An 18,472-nucleotide genomic window follows, 5' to 3' on the forward strand; every position below is an offset into this window, starting at 1 on the left:
GGGACTGTCAGAACATCGGTGGATCCAGTTCTGGCGCATGAATCTAGATCACGGTTGGGGTGATTCGGCCTTCGAATGTGATAGCAAACGCATTGAGGGCCGGCTTCCACCTCGTCACCCATCGTGCTCTTCCCTTACCCGTCGGGTCCAGCGACCGGGTGGCGAGGTAGAGGCACTTGAGCGCGGCCTGCTCGCTGGGGAAGTGGCCCCTCGCCCGCACCGCCCGCCGGTAGCGCGCGTTGAGGGACTCGATCGCGTTCGTCGAGCAAATGACCCGGCGGATCTCGGGGTCGTAGTCGAGGAAGGGCACGAACTCGCTCCAGGCGCTTTCCCACAGCCGGACAATCGCCGGATACCTCGGCCCCCATTTGTCGGCGAACTCGGTGAACTGCTCCTTGGCTGCGGCCTCGTTGACAGCGGTGTATATCGGCCGCAGGTCCCGTGACATTTCGTCCCAGTACTGACGCGATGCGTAACGAAAGGTGTTACGCAAGAGGTGAATCAGGCAGGTCTGCACCACCGTGAGTGGCCACACGGTAGTGATCGCGTCGGGCAGTCCCTTGAGTCCGTCGCAGACGGCGATGCACACGTCTGCGACCCCGCGGTTGCGGATTTCCGTCAGGACGGCGAGCCAGAACTTGGCCCCCTCCCCGCCGTCACCTGCCCACAGCCCGAGGATCTCGCGTTCCCCGGCGGTGGTGACGCCGATGGCGACATAGACGGGCCGGTTGGCGACCTGACCGTCGCGGATCTTGACGTGGATGGCATCGATGAACAGCACCGGATACACCGGGTCGAGGGGACGGACGGACCATTCGGCCATCTCCGTGAGGACCTTGTCGGTGATCTTGCTGATGGTCTCCTTCGAGACCGATGCGCCGTAGACGTCGTCGAAGTGTGCTGCGATTTCGCCTGTGGTCAGGCCTTTCGCCGAGAGGGACAAAATGATTTCGTCGACCCCGGTCAGGCGTCGCTGCCGTTTCTTGACGATCTGCGGATCGAACGAGGCATCGGTGTCTCGTGGCACCTGGATCTGTACCGGTCCGATTTCGGTGAGCACGGTCTTCGTCCGCCTCCCGTTCCGGGAGTTTTCTCTGTTTCGTCCCGTGACGTGGTGTTTCTCGTAGCCGAGGTGCTCGTCCATTTCGGCTTCGAGTGCGGTTTCGAGGACGTTCGCGGTGAGCTGGTTGAGTAGTCCGTTCGGTCCGACCAGCTCGACGCCCTCGGCTTTGGCCTGGGCCAACAGTTGTTGGGCCAGCTTCTGGTGGTCAATCTTCGACTGATCCATGTGATCAAGTGTTTCGGTCATCGTCTTGCCTTCTCGCCAAGAGAACTCGGCGTGTCGGCCAGATCCAGTTCAACCGTTATCCCGACAGTCCCGCCAGCACGAGTGACGGGCAGGATGGCCGACTTGGCGAAGCTGGTCGACGTCGCCTGACCGAGAGAAGGACCCATCGCACAGCGACATACCATTCGGCAGATGCTGCCCGAGTGCTGGATCCGCCCGTTGGAATGGTGGGGGCGTTGGATTGGCGGAGACCCACAGATGCGGCAGGCTGCGGGTCCCCGCCCGCGCCGGACGTCTCGGGGAGGACACCCGAGTGAGACGTCCAGCGAGTCTGGGGCAGGATCAATCGGTCTTTCAGGTCGTCGCTCTCGGAATGTCAGAGTTCCACCGGCGAGCAGCCACACAATGGTGTCGAGATCGAGCAGTTGCGACGTCACGGCGCTTGTGACGGCGACTCCTCGCTGGGGTTCGCGCGAACCGAGTCTCGGAGCAACTGCAGTGACCGCTGGTGTGCTCGTGCGGCTTGGGCGCTGTCTCGGGCTCCGTCTGGTCCTGCTCGCAACGAGTCGTGTTCGTATTGGCGTGATTGCGCTTCGTACCATGCGGCCCATAGTCTCGGCGCTCGCGCCCGGAGCGGGTCGGGTTATGGACAGTGCAGTCAACTCGATCAGGGTATTCGAGTCCATTGACAATCACCTTGTCATGAAATGTTCGCTAATGATGCCAGGTAGTACTCACGCCTGTCGGTGAGCGGGACCGGCGATGTCAGTTGGTCTTTTTCAGACGAAAGCCTGCGGATCGCGGCCTTCAGGAGTACTGAGGATGTGGTTCACTTCTTCTTCGCGAGGGCGACCGCAATGATAATGATGATGCCTTGGATGATGATCTGCTGGCTCACGTCCAGCCCGGCGAGGATCAGCCCATTGTTGATGAGGCCGATGAAGACTGCTCCGATCGCCGATCCGATGACTCTGCCGTAGCCGCCGAAGAGGCTGGTCCCGCCCAGAACAACGGCGGCGATAACGGAGAGCTCGTCCCCGGTGCCCCATTGATACCGGCCCGACTGAAGGCGGCCCGCGTAGAGCATTCCGGCGATGCTGGCGACGATGGCGGAGATCAACAGCACGTAGAAGGTGATCCTTTTGGTGCGGACGCCGGTGAAGCGTGCTGCGGTCTCGTTTCCTCCGGCGGCCAGTACCTGCCGTCCGAATGCTGTCTTGTTCATCACCACGACACCGATGAGGACGAAGAGTCCTGCCCAGAGCAGGAGGGAGGGAACGGGTCCGAAGTCTCCGGACCCGAACAGATTGGTGAAGGCCTTGTTCAGGATGGGCACCGGCTGGAAGTTGGAGATCCATTGCGCAACTCCGGCTGCGATGCCCAGCATTGCGAGGGTCACCAGGAAGGACGGCAAGCCCAGGATTGCGACGAGGCCCCCGTTGATGGTGCCGACCACTACGCCGGTGCCGAGTCCTGCCAGCACTCCGACCAGGACGCTGCCGGTCGACGAGATGGTCATGGCAGTGACGACACTGGACAGTCCGGCAACGGATCCGATCGAGAGATCGATCTGGGCGGCGGCGATCACGAAGGTTCCGGCTACCGCCATGACGGCGATGATGGCGGTTTGTCTGACGATGTTGAGCAAGTTGCTGGTCAGCAGAAAGCCGTCATCGCGTAGGAAGACTGTGAACAGTAGGAAGATGACGACGAAGCCGATGTAGATTGCGAAGTCGCGCCACTCGAGTTTGCCGAATCGTGCTGCGATGCTCGGTCGGCCGGGGTCAGGAAGCGCTGCGATGCCTGAGGTGGAGGTCGGCTCCTCCGCCCCGGCCGTGGCGTTCGAGGTGGTGGCTTTGGTGGGCATGGGTGTTCACACTCCTTGGATGGCAAGCTGGAGCGACTCTTCGTCGGGGATGGTGTCGCGGGCGAAGTCGGCGTCGATTCGCCCTTGTCGCATGACAAGGACACGATCGACGACGGCGAGGAGTTCCTCGAGTTCGGACGAGATGAGGATGATCGCGGTACCCGCGTCGGCGAGGTCGAGTACGAGTTGCATGATGTCGGTTTTGGAGGCGATGTCGACGCCTGTGGTGGGTTCGTCGAGAATCAGCACTCGCGGTGGTACTCCCACCTCGCCGAGGCCGAGCCACTTGGAGATGACGACCTTCTGTTGGTTTCCGCCGGACAGTCGGCCGACTGGTTGATCGATTGCGGTGGTGCGAATTCCGAGTCTGCGCGTGAGGTCTACGCAGAGGTCACGGCCTCTGTTGTCGTCGATGAACGGCCCTCGGGTCAAGCGGGTGAGGCTGGGTAGCAGCAGGTTGGTCCGGACCGAATGCTCGCGTACGAGGCCTTGCGATTGACGGTCCTCGGGTACGAGCATGACACCCGACTTGATGGCGTCGAGTGGCCGACGTGGGTTGATGGTTGTGCCGTCGACCACTATCCGACCCGAGTCGGCGCGGTCGATGCCGAACAGGCATCGTGCCAATTCCGTTCGGCCGCTCCCGATCAGCCCGGCCAGGCCGACGACCTCACCGGCTGCCACCTTGAATGAGACGTTGTCGAGACGGTTTCCCGCAGTCAGGTTCTCCACGGACAGGGTGATCTCACGCGGAGTGTCGGTATCACGCGTGGTTCTGGTGAAACCGTGCAAGATCTCTCGCCCGACAATGGATTCGGCGACTTGTTCCGGTGGGACTGCGGACACGGTGTCGGTGAGGACCCGGCGGCCGTCGCGGATGATGCTCAGGCGATCGGCGACACGCGCAATCTCGGCCATTCGATGGCTGATGTAGACGATCGAGATGCCTTGTGTCTTGAGCCTGGCGATGAGGGCGAACAGCGCTTCGACCTCGGAATACGGGAGGCTGGCGGTCGGCTCGTCCATCACCAGGATCCGTGCTTGCATGCTCAGTGCCTTGGCGATCTCGGTGAGTTGCCAGTACCCGACGGGGAGATCTCCGATCAGGCTGCGTGGATCGATGTCGGCGCCCATGCGGTCGAGGAGCGTCCTCGCCTGTCGGTTCAGACCTCGATCGTCGATGAGTCCGAAGTGGTGGGGTTCGCGACCGAGGAAAATGTTCTGTGCCACCGAGAGGCTCGGGATGAGGCTGAACTCTTGGAAGACCATGCCTATGCCCGCCGCCGTCGCATCGGACGGTGAATGGAAATTTGCCGGTTCCCCGTTGATTGTGATCTCGCCCGCGTCGGCGCGGTGAACCCCTTGCAGGATCTTCATCAGCGTCGACTTTCCCGCGCCGTTGCCGCCGAGCAAGGCATGAACCTCGCCTTCACGTAGCTCGAAATCAACCCCGCGCAGGATGTCCACCTTGCCGAAGGATTTGTGGATGCCCCGCATGGAGACCGCGATCGAGGCATCGTTCGCGGCTTTCATCGTCCGCTGTCCAATGCCTGCTGGAGGTCGCTGGGGGCATCGGAGTGATACAGCGACTTCCATGAGTCGACAAGGTTGTCGCGAGTGACGGGGAGAGAGGGAAGTTCGACGAAGGCCGGAGCTGGTTTGCCCAGGAGCGCGTAGGCTGCGAGCTTCGCTTCGACGGTTCCCTGGTCGTATGGTTGCGCGGCGGCAATCCCGGCGACGAATCCGTTCTGGGCCATGTCGATGGCGACGTTGTTTCCCAGGTCCACCGTCGTGACGGCAAGGGAGTCGCGTCCCGAGGCGCGTGCGGCATCGATGGCTCCCTCACACGGCGCGTCGAAGAAGCACCACACTCCGCCGAGTTGGGGGTGTTTGGTGAGCCACGCGTTGACGTTCGAGTTTCCCTCGCCCTTCCAGTCCGGACCCAGTAGTCCCTTGTTCTCGACGATGTCGATGTCGGGGTAGTCTTTCGCGATCGTCTCGGTGAAACCCTGTTCCCGCAGAACATTCGTCGGTGCCTGTGCGCCGTGGTGGATCACACCCACTTCGCCTCTGCCGCAGAGGGCTTTCGCCAACTGGTGTGCGCCGAGAACACCGGCTCCGTAGTTGTCGGTCGCGACGACGGAGACATAGTCCTGTCCCGGTTGGAAGTTCTCGGCCGGGTTCTCCATGAAGACGATCTTGACGCCGGCGTCGGCGGCCTTCCGGTAGGCGGGCGCAAGCGCGACGGGGTCGAGGGAAGGGATCGACACGATGATGTTCGGTCTGGCCGAGAGTGCAGTTTCGATATCGGAAAACTGTTTGGCGGGATCGGCCTGGGCGTCGGTCTGGGCGACGATTCTGATGCCGAGCCTGTCGAACTCCGCCTTGAGCGCCTCGACCTGGGCGTTGCTCCAGCTGTCCCCGGAGAAGTGCATCACGACCGCTGCTGTGGAGTTCATGGCGCGGATTTGGGTCACCTCGGCGTCGGTGAGCTCGATCGATGTTGCCGGTACGGAGGTTTCACCGTAGGGGCCTTTGCCGATGACGTCACCGCTGGTGTATGCGGTGATCGCGGCGTCGTACGGGGTTGTGTCGCAGTTCGCGTTCGCAGTGCCGGTCGAGTTCGAGGCGCAGGCGGTGGCAGCGCCGGTGACGAGGAGTGCGGCGGCCACCAGGGCGTATCGGCGGCGGCCTGTCTGACGGTGATGTGCCGGTTTGGGGTTTCGGCTGTGTGCGGACGCGCGGGTCATGCTGCACCTCTGTGATGTGTGATGGGAAGACTGTGGGTCGGTCAGCAAGCGTGGGTTTTCGAGGGCTCCGACAGCGGCTGACTCATTAACGTCGATTTTCACTTTAATGTTGTCGATTCTCGACGTCAATGGTTTCGCGAGATCTCGGTCACACATATCCCGGTCTCGGATGACCGCGAAGGCCGTTGCAGGCGGAAATTGCCGGGCTACCTGATACAGCCTGGGCCGCCGAGCTTTTCGCTCGACGGCCCATGGGAAGTGCAGCGCCGGCCCGCTAGGCAGTCGCGCCAGCAGCGACGGAGAGGGTGATGCTCTTGGTCTGGGTCAGCGCGAACAGCCCCTCAGGGCCGCCTTCGCGACCGAATCCGGACTGCTTCACTCCCCCGAAGGGCGCTGCGAGGCACGGGAATGTGCCGTTGATGATAAAGACACCGGAGCGCACGCGACGTGCGACGTCGAGGCCGGCCTGCTCGTCGGTGGTGAACACCGACCCGGAAAGCCCGTACCGCGAGTCGTTCGCGATGGCGACGGCTTCGTCGAGGTTATCGAACGGAATGACGCAGAAGACCGGACCGAAGATCTCGTTCTGGGCGGCCTCCATGTCGTTGTTGACGTTGGTCAGCAGGGTGGGTTCGAGAAAGTACCCTTCCAAGCCGCTGGGCCTGGCGCCTCCGGTGGCGATGGTCGCACCGCCGGCGACGGCCCGTTCGATGTAGTTTTCGGCGCGGTCCAGGAAACGTGGTGCCGCGAGCGGGCCCCAGGTGGTGTCGAGGTTTGCGGGATCGCCCATCGTCAGCGCCTCGAGGCCGGCGACGAGTCGATCGACGACCTCGTCGTGGATTTCCCGGGCGACGAGGAGTCGCGTCATAGCCACACAGATCTGACCGCTGTAGAGGGCCATCGCGTCGACCAGGGCGGGAACCGCAAGATCGAGGTCGGCGTCGGCGGCGACGATCGCGGCAGACTTTCCACCCAACTCCAGCACGAGGTTGGCTACGCGGTCGGCACACGCGTGCATGACGGACATCCCGACCTCGGTGCCGCCGGTGAAGTGGACGGCCGCGATCCCCGGATGCTCGACGAGGTACTGGCTGACGTCAGCGTCGCCGGCGAGGATGCTCAAGACCCCGGGCGGGAAATCGGCCTCGGCGGCCGCATCGGCAAAAAGATATCCGAGCATCCGGCATTCGGGCGGAAGCTTGATGATCATCGTGTTCCCGGCCAGCAGGCCGGGGATGATTGCGAGTGCGAATTGCATGTGCGGGCCGTTGAACGCCACGATCCCCACGGTGGGCCCGATCGGTTCCTGGCGAACCTCGATACGTCCCATCGAGGTCTCTCGTGTCTCGATCCACGGAGCGGTCCGGGACTCGTCGAGCGCCCGATTCCACAGATCCGAGGCGGCTTTGGTGAGTTCATCGCCGTTGCGGAACGGCATTCCGGCCTCGAGTGCCCAGACTCGGACGATCTCATCAAGGCGCTTGTCCAGCGCGCCACAGAATCTCGTGACGATCTCACCTCTCGCGTCGTGAGTCAGGTCGGCCCAGGCGCCGAAGGCCTCCTGGGCCTGCGCGACGGCGAGTTTCGCGTCGTCAACGGTGGGTCGAGGCAGTTGGCGAATCACCCGACCGCCGAAGGGCGCGACGACATCGGCGAGTTCACTGCCCTGCGGAGCCACCCAACGGCTACCGATAAAGAGTTCGTTCGCGTGTGGGACGTTCATCTGGAGATCTCCTCTGAGTGGTCATTGTTCGCACCGCTGTTTCGAAGGCGGTCAGCGGAGCGGGCAGACGGAACGGGCGCACCGAGAACCCACCCGCCACGTATATGTCGGAAATCACCATAATGATGTCGAAATGTTTCGTCAATAGGATGGATACCCACTCACGTCGGCGTATATGCTGATTTCATGACGTTAAATGGGGGTGGCGGATCGCCCCAGGATCTGCCGTCGACGCGCCGGGCACAACGCATCACCGGCAACGGCACACAACCTGTGAAACGGTCCGGTGGCCGAATGGCGAGGACCGGTGAGGTACTGAACCTGGTCCGACTCGGAAAGGTCGAGACCGTCACCGAATTGGCGAAGTCGATGGGGCTGGCCCGCTCGACCGTCAACGAACGACTCGACATTCTCCAGCAGATCGGACTGCTGACGACCGGTGGAGAAACGTCACCGGGTCGAGGCCGGCCCGCGAGCCTGTTGGCGTTCAACGCGGCCGCCGGCGTCACCCTGGTAGCTCAAGTGGGCATGAGTGGGACGATGCTCGCCATCACCGACCTGGATGCGGAGATACTCTGGCGCACCCAGGTCCAATTCGACGTGTCGCACGGACCGGACGCGTTGATCGAGCTCATTTGCACTGTTTTCGGGGACGCCTTGGCGGAACTCGAAATTTCCGCCGACCAGGTGTACGGCGTCGGACTGGGACTGCCCGGCGATGTCGAGATCTCCACGGCTCCGGCGTCGAACCGGGCGGGGGGCAGTCGCGCTTGGGTGAACTTCCCTTTCGCGGAGCGTCTTTCGCAGTCGTTCCATGCACCGTCCTTCGTAGACAGGGACGTCAACCTGATGGCGATCGGAGAACACCGAACGGGGTGGCGCGACGCCAACGTGCTGGTGTCGTTGAAGGTCGGAACTGTTGTCGCGTGCGGTCTGGTGATCAACCACAACGTGGTGCGCGGGGCCACCGGAATGGTAGGCGAGATCGGCCATACCAAGATCGCGGGCGTGGACCTGCCCTGCCCGTGCGGGAGCCGGGGGTGCCTCAACACCATCGCCGGCGGACCAGCCCTGGCGGCGTCCCTCGTGGAGCAGGGTTTTCAGGCGCACACCGCCCGCGACGTGGCCGACCTGGCGAACTCCGGGATCGTTCCTGCGGGCCAGGCCGTGCGCGAGGCCGGCCGTCACGTCGGGGAGGTCATGGCGTCGGTCATCAATCTCCTCAACCCCGACGTCGTGACGGTATGGGGGTATCTGGTCGATGCCGGTGACCAGTTCCTCGTCGGGATGCAGGAGTCGATCTACAAGTCGGCACTTCCCTCATCCGCTCGCGCCACGGTCATCACTCGTGCGCGCCTCGGCGACGACGCGGGGCTGCGAGGGGCCGCGTTGGCGGTCATCGAGGACGCCTTGGCGCCCGAAGCGATCGACGAGTTGGTGGCGACAGCCGACGCCGGATGATGCGCCCGGCCGGTATACGCGCAACACCCCCGCCGATAAACTCCCTCCGGAAAGGCCGGCGATTGCCAACCGGCGCCCCCAATCGGTCCGCGGCGGACCATTCCCGTCGCGATCTGACCTCGACTGCGATGACAACGCAATGGTCGCGATGACCCTGCCCGGTCCGTTGACCCGCTCTGCGCTCACCGGTGGTGTCGGCATCGTCTGAGGCCGTGCACCCGTTCACCGGGTGCACTCCTCAACGAGATGGCGGCGGGTAGGCGGCCCAGAGCCGCTGGGCGACGCTTCGATCACATTTCCTCGAGGCGAGGATGTGCCAGAGTCGCTCGGAGAAAGTCGATTTCGTGATCCCATAGGTGACGAATAGCTCCGCCTCCGGCGGGCCACCGAAAGGCGCCCAGATGTCAGCGAACGACAGAAACGCTTCGGTTTCGTCGCGTACGACCCCGGGACGGTGGCGAGTTGTTCCGGATTGTGTTCGTTGCCGATGTCGTTGTCGATACTTACGCACATCGGCTTCTATCGCAGAGTGCTCATGCTGGCGACGGACCTGACGGGTTCGCGGATCCGGTGTCCATCCGGACCTCGTCCACGTATGTTCACGCTGAGGGTGTTCGGGCATGACCGCATCTGTTCTCTCTGATCGACCGGGGTATGCGCCGCCAATCCGGTGCCCTCCGGTGAGGTGTTCTCGGTTTGGAGGGGCACCGGCGGGGTGGGGCTACGGGGACCGTTATTGTCGTTTCCTGCCCGCTCACGTGGCGGGAGAGGACCGGTAGCTACTCTTCCTCTTCCGCCGCGTAAGCGGCGCCCCCGGACCTGGGTGGCGCACTTGGCACCACGGGTGTCAGCGACCGGCGAAACCGGCGTCGACCGGCAAGCTGACTCCGGTGACGTAGCGACCTTCCTCGGACGCCAGCCATACGATGGCATTGCTGATGTCCTCGGGTTCGACCATGTCCACCGGAAGCGCGTTGGCCATGTTGGCGTCCCACTCGGGGTGCGTCTCGAGGAACCCGCGGACGTGATCGTTGTTGATCAGTTTCGTGTTGACGCCAGTCGGATGGAGGGTGTTCACCCGAATCATGTGCGGAGCCAGCTCATTGGCGAGTGTCCGCATCAGGCCGACGACACCGTGTTTGGCGGAGACATAATGTGCGAGGTTGACCATACCCTTGGTACCTGCGGACGAACTGGTGATGGCGATGCACCCTCCATGACCCGCCTCGATCATTGCGGGGATGGCGGCCTTGACGGTCTTCCACACCCCGGTCAGGTTGACACCGATCATCTCGTCCCACTCTTGCTCGGTGATCGACCAGGTGTTGGGAACGAAGCAGGTGAAGGCGGCGTTGGCGCAGATGATGTCGAGCCGGCCGAACTCGGCCACCCCGGTGTCGACGAACTGCGCCATGGTGTCCGCGTCGCGTACATCGATCTCGGCGGTCAGGATGCGCCGTCCGAGTGTTTCGACGAGTCGCTGTGTTTCCTTCAAATCCTCGGAGCTGGCCAGGGGGTATTGCACCGTGTCGAGTTGCCGGCATACGTCGAATGCGAGGATGTCCGCGCCTTCTTGTGCCATGCGGATCGCGTGGGACCTGCCTTGACCTCGTGCGGCACCCGAGATGAGTGCCACTTTTCCTGCGAGTCGTCCTGTCATGACGATTCCTCTCTGCTTGTGCGGTTGCCTCCGCAGGTGTTGCTGATTTCAGGCGGGGGTGGGCGACGACGCAGTTGTGATGTCGGCGCCGATGCGGATCCGTTCTCTGTTTGTCGCTCAGGGTGCGGGGGGTCCGTCGCCCCGCGCGGGGGTCAGCCCGCGGTGTCGTGCATCGTCGCGAGGTCCCTGCGGTGGGTTTCCTTCGCCAGTCCGACTCCGATGGTGGTGATCACTGCGACGGTGACCACGTAGATGGCCACGGGAATCGACGAGTCGAAGGCGCCGAGCAGGGCAATGGCAATCAACGGCGCTATGGCGCCACCGATCACGGTCGTGACCTGGGCACTGATCGACATGCCCGTGTATCGGACCCTGGTGGGGAACTGCTCGGCGAAGAACGCTGCCTGAGGCCCGTAGAGGGCCGAGTGGAAGATGAGCCCACCGACCATGGCCAGAAAAACCAGTGGCGAGCTCCCGGTGTCGAGGAGCCAGAAGAATATCCAGATCCAGACGGCGGTGCCGATCGCTCCGCCGAGCAGCACGGGGCGGCGACCGAGTTTGTCCGACAGCGCACCGAAAAAGGGTGTCGCGACAAGCTGGATGACGTTGGCGAGGACGAGTGCATTCAACACCACGCTCTTGTCGACGCCGCTCCGCTCGACGGCGTACACGAGGATGAACGCGGTCAGGACGTAGTACACGATGTTTTCGGTCAAGCGTGCACTCGCACACGCGGCGAGCTCGCGGCGGTGCTCGCGCAGAACGGTTCGGGCGGGGGCTTCCTCCGCCACCGCCTTCTCTGCCTGTTCGTGTGCCTCCACGAACAACGGTGCGTCCTCGACCTTGGACCGGATCCAGTAGCCCACGACCAGAAGCACGGCGGACAGCAGGAAGGGGATACGCCATCCCCAGTCGAGGAAGGCGTCGTCATCGAGTGTGGCGGCGAGCACGGCGAGGACTCCGGTGGCGATGAGGTTGCCCAGTGGGATTCCGGCCTCGGGCAGGCTGGTCCACGCGCCGCGTCGTCGGGCCGGCACCCGCTCGGCGACCAGGAGCATCGCTCCGCCCCACTCGCCGCCCAGGGCAAAGCCCTGGATGAGGCGAAGTGCGCTCAGTGCGATGGCCGACCACACCCCGATGGCCGCGTAGGTCGGTAGCAGTCCGATCGCGAAGGTGGCGCCGCCCATCAGGACCAGGCTGATGATCAGCAGCGGCTTGCGGCCGATGCGGTCCCCGAAGTGGCCGAAGACGAGTCCGCCGATGGGGCGGGCGAAGAACCCGAGGGCATAGCTGAGGAAGGCGAGCAACGTGCCCACGATCGGGTCCTCGGCGGGAAAGAACAGTTTGTTGAATACCAGGGCAGCCGCGGAGCCGTACAGCAGGAAGTCATAGGCCTCCAGCGCCATACCGGTGGTGCTGGAGGCGACGACGCGGGCGAGCCCTCGACGTGAGGTCGGCGGCGCCTGGTTCGCGGTCGTACTGTTGCTGGACATGGGTTTTCCCTCAGATTCTGGTCGTCAGGTAGGCGTCGAGGTCGACGGGCTGCCCGGTCGCTTGGGATGTGTGGGCTGCCTCCATGAGGGCGACCACTGTTCGTGCTTCCTCCGCGGAGGACTGCGGGGTTCTGCCCGTAGCAATCGCGTCGACGAACTCCCGGAATTGGTTGTCGAAGGAGGAGTCTCCGTTGATGTAGGGAACGACTTCTTCCTGCACCGCGGGAATGTTGTTCACCCAGAGGTTCCGGTCGTCGGTGAGCCGCATGCTGCCCTGCGGTCCGTTGATGAGTCTGTCGTTCACCGGGACTCGGGTGTTCAGGGAGATGTAGCCGGAGGCGAGGCTGCCGTCCTCGAATTCGACCATCAGCATGGCCTCGTCTTCGCCCTCCCACAGATCACGCAGGCGCCGCGTCTGGGCGTACACCCGAGTGGGACGGCTGCTGATGAGCCAGAGCATGGTGTCGAGGACGTGCGGACCGTTGAGCCCCAGAGCGAGCCCGCCGGTGTCGGAGGCGGACTTCCACCACTGCGTTGCCACGTGCTCCGCGAAGACGCCCAGGGTATGGGTCAGGGTCAGGGGACGACCGAGGTCCGCTACCCGCTTCTTTGCGGTCTGGGCTCCCTCGAAGAAGCGTCGGCAGTGGGCGACCATGAGCACGCGGCCATTGGCTGCGGCGGCGTCGATCATGGTGTCGGCGTCCGCTAGCGAGGTGGCGAGCGGTTTCTCGATGAGCACGTGCTTGCCGTTTTCGACCAAGGCCTTGGTCAGCGGCGCGTGCACATGGTTGGGGACGGTGAGGACGACCGCGTCTATGTCGTCGGCCAGGATGACCGCTTCGGCATCGTGGACCGCACGCTCGGCCGCGTATCGACCTGCCAGATCCTCGGTGCGTTCTTTCTCGTGGGGCAGGCCTGCGACCGCGACAAGGGTGGCAACGTCGCTGGCGGAGACAATGGCGGGTAAGTGCGCGGCAGCGATCCGACCGGGGCCGATCAGGGCAACGCGGAGTTTGTCGTTCTCAGGCATGGTTGCTCGCTTGGGCTGTGTAGGGGACGTGGCTGAGGTAGTCGAGCAGTAGACGGGCAGCAGAGGTCGCGAAGACCTCGTCGTTGATGTGCTGGTCGATGTCGATCACGGTCACCGCCGAGCCGTCCAGGGACGACTTGACGGCGTCGAACAGGTCGCGGCGGGCCTCGGGGCGGTCGAAGGGTTCTCCTTCGGCATCGAGTGCCGAGGTACCGCGCAGGGGAATCAGCAGGGTACACGGTCCGGTGGCGAGGCGGAGTTTTCTGCCGATCGCCTCGCCGATTTGTCGTGCCTCATCGCTGGTGACCCGCATCAGCGTGTTCTCGGCGTTGTGGTGGTAGAGCAGACGGTTCGCAAAGGTGCCAGGGATGGTGTCCGGTGCTCCGAAGTTCACCATGTCGGTGGCCCCGAGAGATACGACTTGGGGTACGCCGTGCCGGGCGGCGCTTTCGAGGCGTGTAGGTCCCGCAGACAGAATGCCGCCGACGACCTCGTCGGACCATTCGGTGGTGGTGAGGTCGAGAACTGCGTCGAAGTAGCCCTCCGAGATCAGGCGTTCCATCGTCCGTCCGCCAGTACCGGTGGCGTGGAAGACGACAACTTCGCATCCCGCGTTCTCGAGAATACTTTTGGCGCACATGACAGCCTGGGTGGTGACACCGAACATCGAGGCCGCGACAAGGGGCCGGTCCGCTGTCGGTGAGACGTCCGGTCTGGTGCTCAGGCCGTTCACCATCCCCGCGAACGCGTCAGCGGCTTGGGTGTAGGTCACGCTGCTGATCCGGTTGAGACCGGCGACGTCCACTATCGACGGGAACATCACGATGTCGGAGGTGCCGACGTAGTTCGCGGTGTTCCCCGAAGCCACAGTGGACAAGATCGCTTTCGGAAAACCGAGCGGCAGATCCCGCATGACGATCGATCCGATCGTGGTTCCTGCACCGCCACCGAGCGCGAAGACACCCTGAATGCTCTCGGTGGCGACCAGATCCTCGACTATGCGGCGGGCGCCGGCACCCATGACGTCGACCGCCGACGAGCGATCGTGCCGCCGCCGGAGAACACCCAGGTCCATTCCGGCGGAGTCCGCGACCTCCTCGCGGGTGCTGTCCGCGTGAAGTAGGGGCTCGTCGAGCACGCCGACGTCGATGAGGTGCACCCGCAATCCATGCTCGCGCAAACGCGCGCGGATGTAGCCGGCGTCGTCCGCCTTGGTGTCGAGCGCCGCTATCAGGGCGACTGTTGTGGTCACGGTGTTGTCCTGTCAGAGGGTGAGGATGCCGCCGTTGACGTCCAGGGTGGCGCCGGTGATGAAACGAGACAGATCCGACAGCAGAAACAGTGTGGCCCCGACGACATCCTGCTCGTATACGTTGCGGCCCAACGGGGTCTGCTTGGCCAACTCCACGAGATCCGCTTCACGGTGCAGGTCGGTGAGCAGGTCATTCATGCGGACCCCGATGATCCCTCCAGGACATATGGAGTTTGCGCGGATGTTCTGCGGGCCGAATTCTTTGGCGATGTGCCTGGTCAGCCCGAGAATTCCTGCTTTGGCGGCCGAGTAATGGCAGCCGAGGAACGGACTCGAGGTGCGCCCGGCCAGCGATGAGATACTCACCAGTGCGCCGCCGCCGGATTTAGCGATGTGCGGGATCGTCGCCTGGTAGCTGATGAAAGCGCCCTTGAGATTCGAATCGATGATGAGATCCCATTCCTCACTGGCGATCTCGAGTGTGGGACGTTGGGCGCGGTAGGCGCCGGCCGAGTACACGACATTGTGCAGCGCGCCGAATTTTTCGACGGTCTGGGCGGCCACGCGCTCTGCGTCGTCGGGCCGGGTGGCATCTCCGGCGACGCCGAGGAATCGGTCGCCGTAGTGCTTGAATTCCTCGGCGACGGCATCGACTCGTTCTTTGTTCAGGTCAGAGATGGCGACTCGGGCACCGAGCTGCAGAAGGTTGTCGGCGGTCGTCTTGCCCGTTCCGCGGGCTCCACCGACGACCAGCGTGACGGTGTTGGTGAGTTTGTCGCCGACGGCGTTCCAGTCGAAGTTGTCGTGCAGGTGGGCGGTCATGGTGGTCCTTCTTGATCTGGCGATGTAGTGGGGGTAGACAGGGATCAGTTCCTGGCTCAGGCGGTCGTTGTTGCCTTGAACGCCGCGGTTGTCTGTGTCAGAGCTTCTTCGACCGGAAGCCGTTCCATGCTGGAGGCTCCGACGAAGCCCACGGCGTTCGATCGCTTCATGACGTACTCGGCGTCCGATGGTGTCGCTATGGGCCCACCGTGGCACAGAACAATGACGTCGGCCTTCGCCGCCAGTGCCGCCTCCCCGATCGCCTGAACCCGATCGCAGGCGTCTTCGAGGGAGAATGCGCCGTCGGTCGACATCCCGATGCTGCCGCCCACCGTCAGCCCCATGTGGGCGATCACCGCGTCGGCCCCGACCGCTGCCATGGCCGCGGCTTCCTGTGGGGTGAAGACGTAGACGATGGTGAACAGACCTAGCTGGTGGGCGATCTCGATCATCTCGACCTCACGCTGGAAGCCCAGACCCGATGCCTCGAGTTCCTCCCGGATGCGACCGTCGAACAGGCCCACTGTCGGAAAATTGTTCACGCCGGAGAAGCCTGCGGCCGCAACCTGTTCGAGCAGGCGGCGCATGTCCCGAGTCGGATCCGTCCCATTCACGCCCGCAATGACCGGTGTGTTGTGAACAACCGGCAGAACTTCACGCTCGCCCATCTCCAGAACGATCGCATTGGCGTCGCCGAGCGGAAGGAGCCCGCACATCGAGCTGTGTCCCGCCATCCGGAACCGGCCGGAGTTGTACACGATGATGACATCGGCCCCGCCGCGCTCGATGAACTTCGCCGAGATCCCAGTGCCCGCCCCGGCGCCAACAATCGGACGCTGATCACTGACTTGCGTATTTAGTCGGTCGACAACCTGCTCTCGGGTGAACGACATCGGACCGCCCTTTCCAAAACCGTCGATAGCGTGACCGCCATCACTTATTTATGTCGAATATCAACATAACTCTGTCGACATTCGAAGTCAACCTTCGGGCAGGGGCACAGACACCGTCCGCGCGGACGGGACGAGACCACCCCGAACGAGGGCGCGACAGCACCGGTGAGTCCCCTCGTATCCACCCACACGTCATCAGTACCCACACGTCATCAGCGACGCCCCGGTCCAGCACCAAACAGTTCCCAGAACACGAATGGCTCTTCGACCAGTGACATTTCGGACACAATCGTCATCGGACCGGCGCACCCTCGCCTTCTCGCGATGATGCGTCCACCAGCTCGGGGGCGACAAATACCTCCGCCAAAAGCAGGAAGCCAACACCTTCGAATGCGACGGTGCGATTGGCCGCAACCCCTACACCAACGGCACCTACCCCGATGCCGTCACATGAACACCCGTCGGCACCACCTCCGATCGCGGATACTCCTGCTACAACAGCGGCTGCTACTGACCCGACGGAACCCCCGTCATCGGCGCCGACCGATGCGGCAACAAACCCACCTCAGGTGAGATACAACAGCCAACGGCCGCGAAGCCGGCTGCATCACCGATCCGAAACTCTTTGCCGGCGTGAGCTACTGACACCAACCGGCTGCACCAGGCCGCTACAGAGTCCCAGCCCCAGCGGCCCGCGCCTCCGCCGCCCACGCCGCCACCCCCGCTGGGCCTCGCCGCAGCGCCCCAGCAAGCACAGAGCAGCACGGACCAGACCGAGAACCTGCGCGTTGGGGCCCACGATGTGGTAACGCCAGGTTTCGCCGGCGGCAGGAGTCGACGATCCACAGCCTGCTGGCCGGGAACCCTTCGCGCATACTCGAAAAGCGACGAATCCATAGCGAGGAGCAGTCGATGACCCACGATCCCGATCTGGGCGTGCTGGTGCGCCGTGTCGGATCCACGAGCGCCTGGGCCACCCCGGAGATGACCGCATACGTCAACGAGGATCACCTCCAGCGGATCATCGCCGACGCCCCCGTCGAGTACCTCAACGAGATCACCCGCGACGACATACGCCGGGACGGCGACCTCGAAATCCTCATCCCCTCCACCTACGGCGGCGAGATCGCCGCAGCCAAAACCCGCGCCTCGGCCGGCACCACCACCCGATGGACGAAGGAAACCTTCCTCGACGCCATCGGCTCCGACACCGACCACGCGAGCGCCGAGAAACTCTTCGCGCTACTCGGCCAGGTCGACGGCCGGCGCGGAACCCACGACGACCTCTGGTACGGCAACAAACCCGGCGGTGGAATCGTCTTCCACCCCTACGGGCTGCGGTACGCGCCGATCCAACTGTGGATCAACAAGACCGGGCAGCTGATGGCCTACGGCAACTGGTACCAGTACGTACGACAAGATCAAATACCACCGTGGGTTCGCCGAACTCGCCCACCTCGTCGGCCAGGACACCAATCCACAGAGAAAGGCTTCCCCATCGCCGACCTCCCCGACCTCGACCAGTTCTGGTCCGTCACCCTGCGATGCGCCGAACACATCAACCGGCCGCACGCCGGGTCCGATCACCGGGACGTCGACACCGACACCGCCAGCCTCTGATCTACCTGTACGGCTCGGTGTCGGTCCGCACAGCCAACACCAACGTGATCTTCCCGTCACCCTCGGTGCCCGCCACCCCGACACTGAGGGAGGTCGCCCACGGACCGAGACTGCCGACAACGATCGCCAAGCACGCAACCAACCCGGCGACGATGTTCGGCGTGTAGTTCACCGGAAGCGGCGACGGTGGCCGCGGCGGCGGCACATAGACGAAACCGCCCGGAGCAGTCAAGTCCACCACGGGGACGGAGGGGACGAAGGGCTCCGGCTCGTGTGACTCGAGGGTTTGCTGTTGGCCAACCATCGCTCCACCGGACTCAATTCGGCGTCACCGCCGGGTCCGCTCGCTTGATCCGTCACCTCCTGCACCGTCCCTCTCTCGTTACAGCACGAACTACCGCCCCGCCGAGCGTAATGAGAGTGTAAAGACCGGCCGAGTTCGGTACCGACGGAATCTGAATTCACCCGCCACCACACGCCACCCAGCCCGCTCACGGCAGTTCCCCCACTCCTTGCCCTTGCCGTGCGCGTGAACGACGCTCTCCTGGATAGACTCTCGGTCTGCGCGGTCACCCAGGCTCTGGTTTCATGCAAGGTCCGCGTCCCTGACGAT

14 protein-coding genes are annotated in these 18,472 nt (G+C 63.7%); 2 read left to right on the forward strand and 12 right to left on the reverse strand.

Annotated elements, in window-relative coordinates:
• Window positions 1–43: 43 nt before the first annotated feature.
• From BLV94_RS06945 to BLV94_RS06965, 5 genes are all read right to left on the reverse strand, one after another.
• Window positions 44–1,309, reverse strand: coding sequence for an IS256 family transposase (locus BLV94_RS06945; protein ID WP_011599287.1), 1,266 nt, complete (start codon window positions 1,307–1,309; stop codon window positions 44–46).
• A gap of 808 nt (window positions 1,310–2,117) precedes the next feature.
• The gene (locus BLV94_RS06950) at window positions 2,118–3,155 is read right to left on the reverse strand and encodes an ABC transporter permease (protein WP_007296999.1); all 1,038 of its coding nucleotides are present in this window, start codon (window positions 3,153–3,155) and stop codon (window positions 2,118–2,120) included.
• Window positions 3,156–3,161: 6 nt separating this feature from the next.
• Window positions 3,162–4,688: a sugar ABC transporter ATP-binding protein gene (locus tag BLV94_RS06955; protein ID WP_072943912.1), complete on the reverse strand. Its 1,527-nt coding sequence runs from the start codon at window positions 4,686–4,688 to the stop codon at window positions 3,162–3,164.
• On the reverse strand, window positions 4,685–6,034 hold the full coding sequence (locus BLV94_RS06960; protein ID WP_208613697.1) for a substrate-binding domain-containing protein: 1,350 nt from the start codon (window positions 6,032–6,034) through the stop codon (window positions 4,685–4,687). The genes BLV94_RS06955 and BLV94_RS06960 overlap by 4 nt, the downstream gene beginning before the upstream one ends.
• A 145-nt stretch (window positions 6,035–6,179) precedes the next feature.
• Window positions 6,180–7,628 (reverse strand): aldehyde dehydrogenase, encoded by a 1,449-nt coding sequence (locus BLV94_RS06965; protein WP_007296996.1) that lies wholly within the window; start codon window positions 7,626–7,628, stop codon window positions 6,180–6,182.
• 186 nt (window positions 7,629–7,814) lie between these two features.
• Between BLV94_RS06965 and BLV94_RS06970 the strand changes: the two genes are divergently transcribed.
• Complete coding sequence (locus tag BLV94_RS06970) at window positions 7,815–9,089, forward strand: ROK family transcriptional regulator (protein WP_237720390.1); 1,275 nt, start codon at window positions 7,815–7,817, stop codon at window positions 9,087–9,089.
• 847 nt (window positions 9,090–9,936) lie between these two features.
• On the opposite strand, the gene BLV94_RS06980 is transcribed toward BLV94_RS06970, so the two are convergent.
• The 6 genes from BLV94_RS06980 to BLV94_RS07005 all read right to left on the reverse strand — a co-directional run bounded on the left by BLV94_RS06980 (window position 9,937) and on the right by BLV94_RS07005 (window position 16,239).
• Window positions 9,937–10,749, reverse strand: coding sequence for a mycofactocin-coupled SDR family oxidoreductase (locus BLV94_RS06980; protein WP_011599136.1), 813 nt, complete (start codon window positions 10,747–10,749; stop codon window positions 9,937–9,939).
• Window positions 10,750–10,901: 152 nt separating this feature from the next.
• Entirely contained in the window at window positions 10,902–12,242 is a 1,341-nt protein-coding gene (locus BLV94_RS06985) for an MFS transporter (protein ID WP_072943913.1), read from the reverse strand.
• A 10-nt stretch (window positions 12,243–12,252) separates the two neighbouring features.
• Complete coding sequence (locus tag BLV94_RS06990; protein ID WP_007296992.1) at window positions 12,253–13,272, reverse strand: Gfo/Idh/MocA family protein; 1,020 nt, start codon at window positions 13,270–13,272, stop codon at window positions 12,253–12,255.
• Window positions 13,265–14,524 carry a Tm-1-like ATP-binding domain-containing protein gene (locus BLV94_RS06995; RefSeq protein WP_007296991.1) on the reverse strand — a complete coding sequence of 420 codons (1,260 nt, stop codon included), beginning with the start codon at window positions 14,522–14,524 and terminating at the stop codon, window positions 13,265–13,267. Before BLV94_RS06995 ends, BLV94_RS06990 begins: the two co-directional genes overlap by 8 nt.
• Window positions 14,525–14,536: 12 nt before the next feature.
• Window positions 14,537–15,346 carry an SDR family NAD(P)-dependent oxidoreductase gene (locus BLV94_RS07000; RefSeq protein WP_007296990.1) on the reverse strand — a complete coding sequence of 270 codons (810 nt, stop codon included), beginning with the start codon at window positions 15,344–15,346 and terminating at the stop codon, window positions 14,537–14,539.
• Between the two features lie 56 nt (window positions 15,347–15,402).
• Window positions 15,403–16,239: a phosphoenolpyruvate hydrolase family protein gene (locus BLV94_RS07005; RefSeq protein WP_007296989.1), complete on the reverse strand. Its 837-nt coding sequence runs from the start codon at window positions 16,237–16,239 to the stop codon at window positions 15,403–15,405.
• A 912-nt stretch (window positions 16,240–17,151) separates the two neighbouring features.
• Between BLV94_RS07005 and BLV94_RS07015 the strand changes: the two genes are divergently transcribed.
• Complete coding sequence (locus tag BLV94_RS07015) at window positions 17,152–17,859, forward strand: hypothetical protein (RefSeq protein ID WP_072943920.1); 708 nt, start codon at window positions 17,152–17,154, stop codon at window positions 17,857–17,859.
• A 1-nt stretch (window position 17,860) separates the two neighbouring features.
• Here the strand turns inward: BLV94_RS07015 and BLV94_RS07020 are convergent, their stop codons facing one another.
• Window positions 17,861–18,100, reverse strand: a complete 240-nt coding sequence (locus BLV94_RS07020; protein ID WP_225858531.1) for a hypothetical protein — start codon at window positions 18,098–18,100, stop codon at window positions 17,861–17,863.
• Between the last annotated feature and the right edge of the window lie 372 nt (window positions 18,101–18,472).

The sequence above is a fragment of the Rhodococcus koreensis genome, assembly GCF_900105905.1.
GTDB classification, from domain to species: Bacteria; Actinomycetota; Actinomycetes; order Mycobacteriales; family Mycobacteriaceae; genus Rhodococcus_F; species Rhodococcus_F koreensis.

Excerpts from the sequence above, each read along its gene's own strand:
- BLV94_RS06945 (WP_011599287.1), bottom strand. The coding sequence starts at position 1,309 with ATGACCGAAACACTTGATCACATGGATCAGTCGAAGATTGACCACCAG.
- BLV94_RS06950 (WP_007296999.1), bottom strand. The coding sequence starts at position 3,155 with ATGCCCACCAAAGCCACCACCTCGAACGCCACGGCCGGGGCGGAGGAG.
- BLV94_RS06955 (WP_072943912.1), bottom strand. The coding sequence starts at position 4,688 with ATGAAAGCCGCGAACGATGCCTCGATCGCGGTCTCCATGCGGGGCATC.
- BLV94_RS06965 (WP_007296996.1), bottom strand. The coding sequence starts at position 7,628 with ATGAACGTCCCACACGCGAACGAACTCTTTATCGGTAGCCGTTGGGTG.
- BLV94_RS06970 (WP_237720390.1), top strand. The coding sequence starts at position 7,815 with ATGACGTTAAATGGGGGTGGCGGATCGCCCCAGGATCTGCCGTCGACG.
- BLV94_RS06980 (WP_011599136.1), bottom strand. The coding sequence starts at position 10,749 with ATGACAGGACGACTCGCAGGAAAAGTGGCACTCATCTCGGGTGCCGCA.
- BLV94_RS06985 (WP_072943913.1), bottom strand. The coding sequence starts at position 12,242 with ATGTCCAGCAACAGTACGACCGCGAACCAGGCGCCGCCGACCTCACGT.
- BLV94_RS06990 (WP_007296992.1), bottom strand. The coding sequence starts at position 13,272 with ATGCCTGAGAACGACAAACTCCGCGTTGCCCTGATCGGCCCCGGTCGG.
- BLV94_RS07000 (WP_007296990.1), bottom strand. The coding sequence starts at position 15,346 with ATGACCGCCCACCTGCACGACAACTTCGACTGGAACGCCGTCGGCGAC.
- BLV94_RS07005 (WP_007296989.1), bottom strand. The coding sequence starts at position 16,239 with ATGTCGTTCACCCGAGAGCAGGTTGTCGACCGACTAAATACGCAAGTC.
- BLV94_RS07015 (WP_072943920.1), top strand. The coding sequence starts at position 17,152 with ATGACCCACGATCCCGATCTGGGCGTGCTGGTGCGCCGTGTCGGATCC.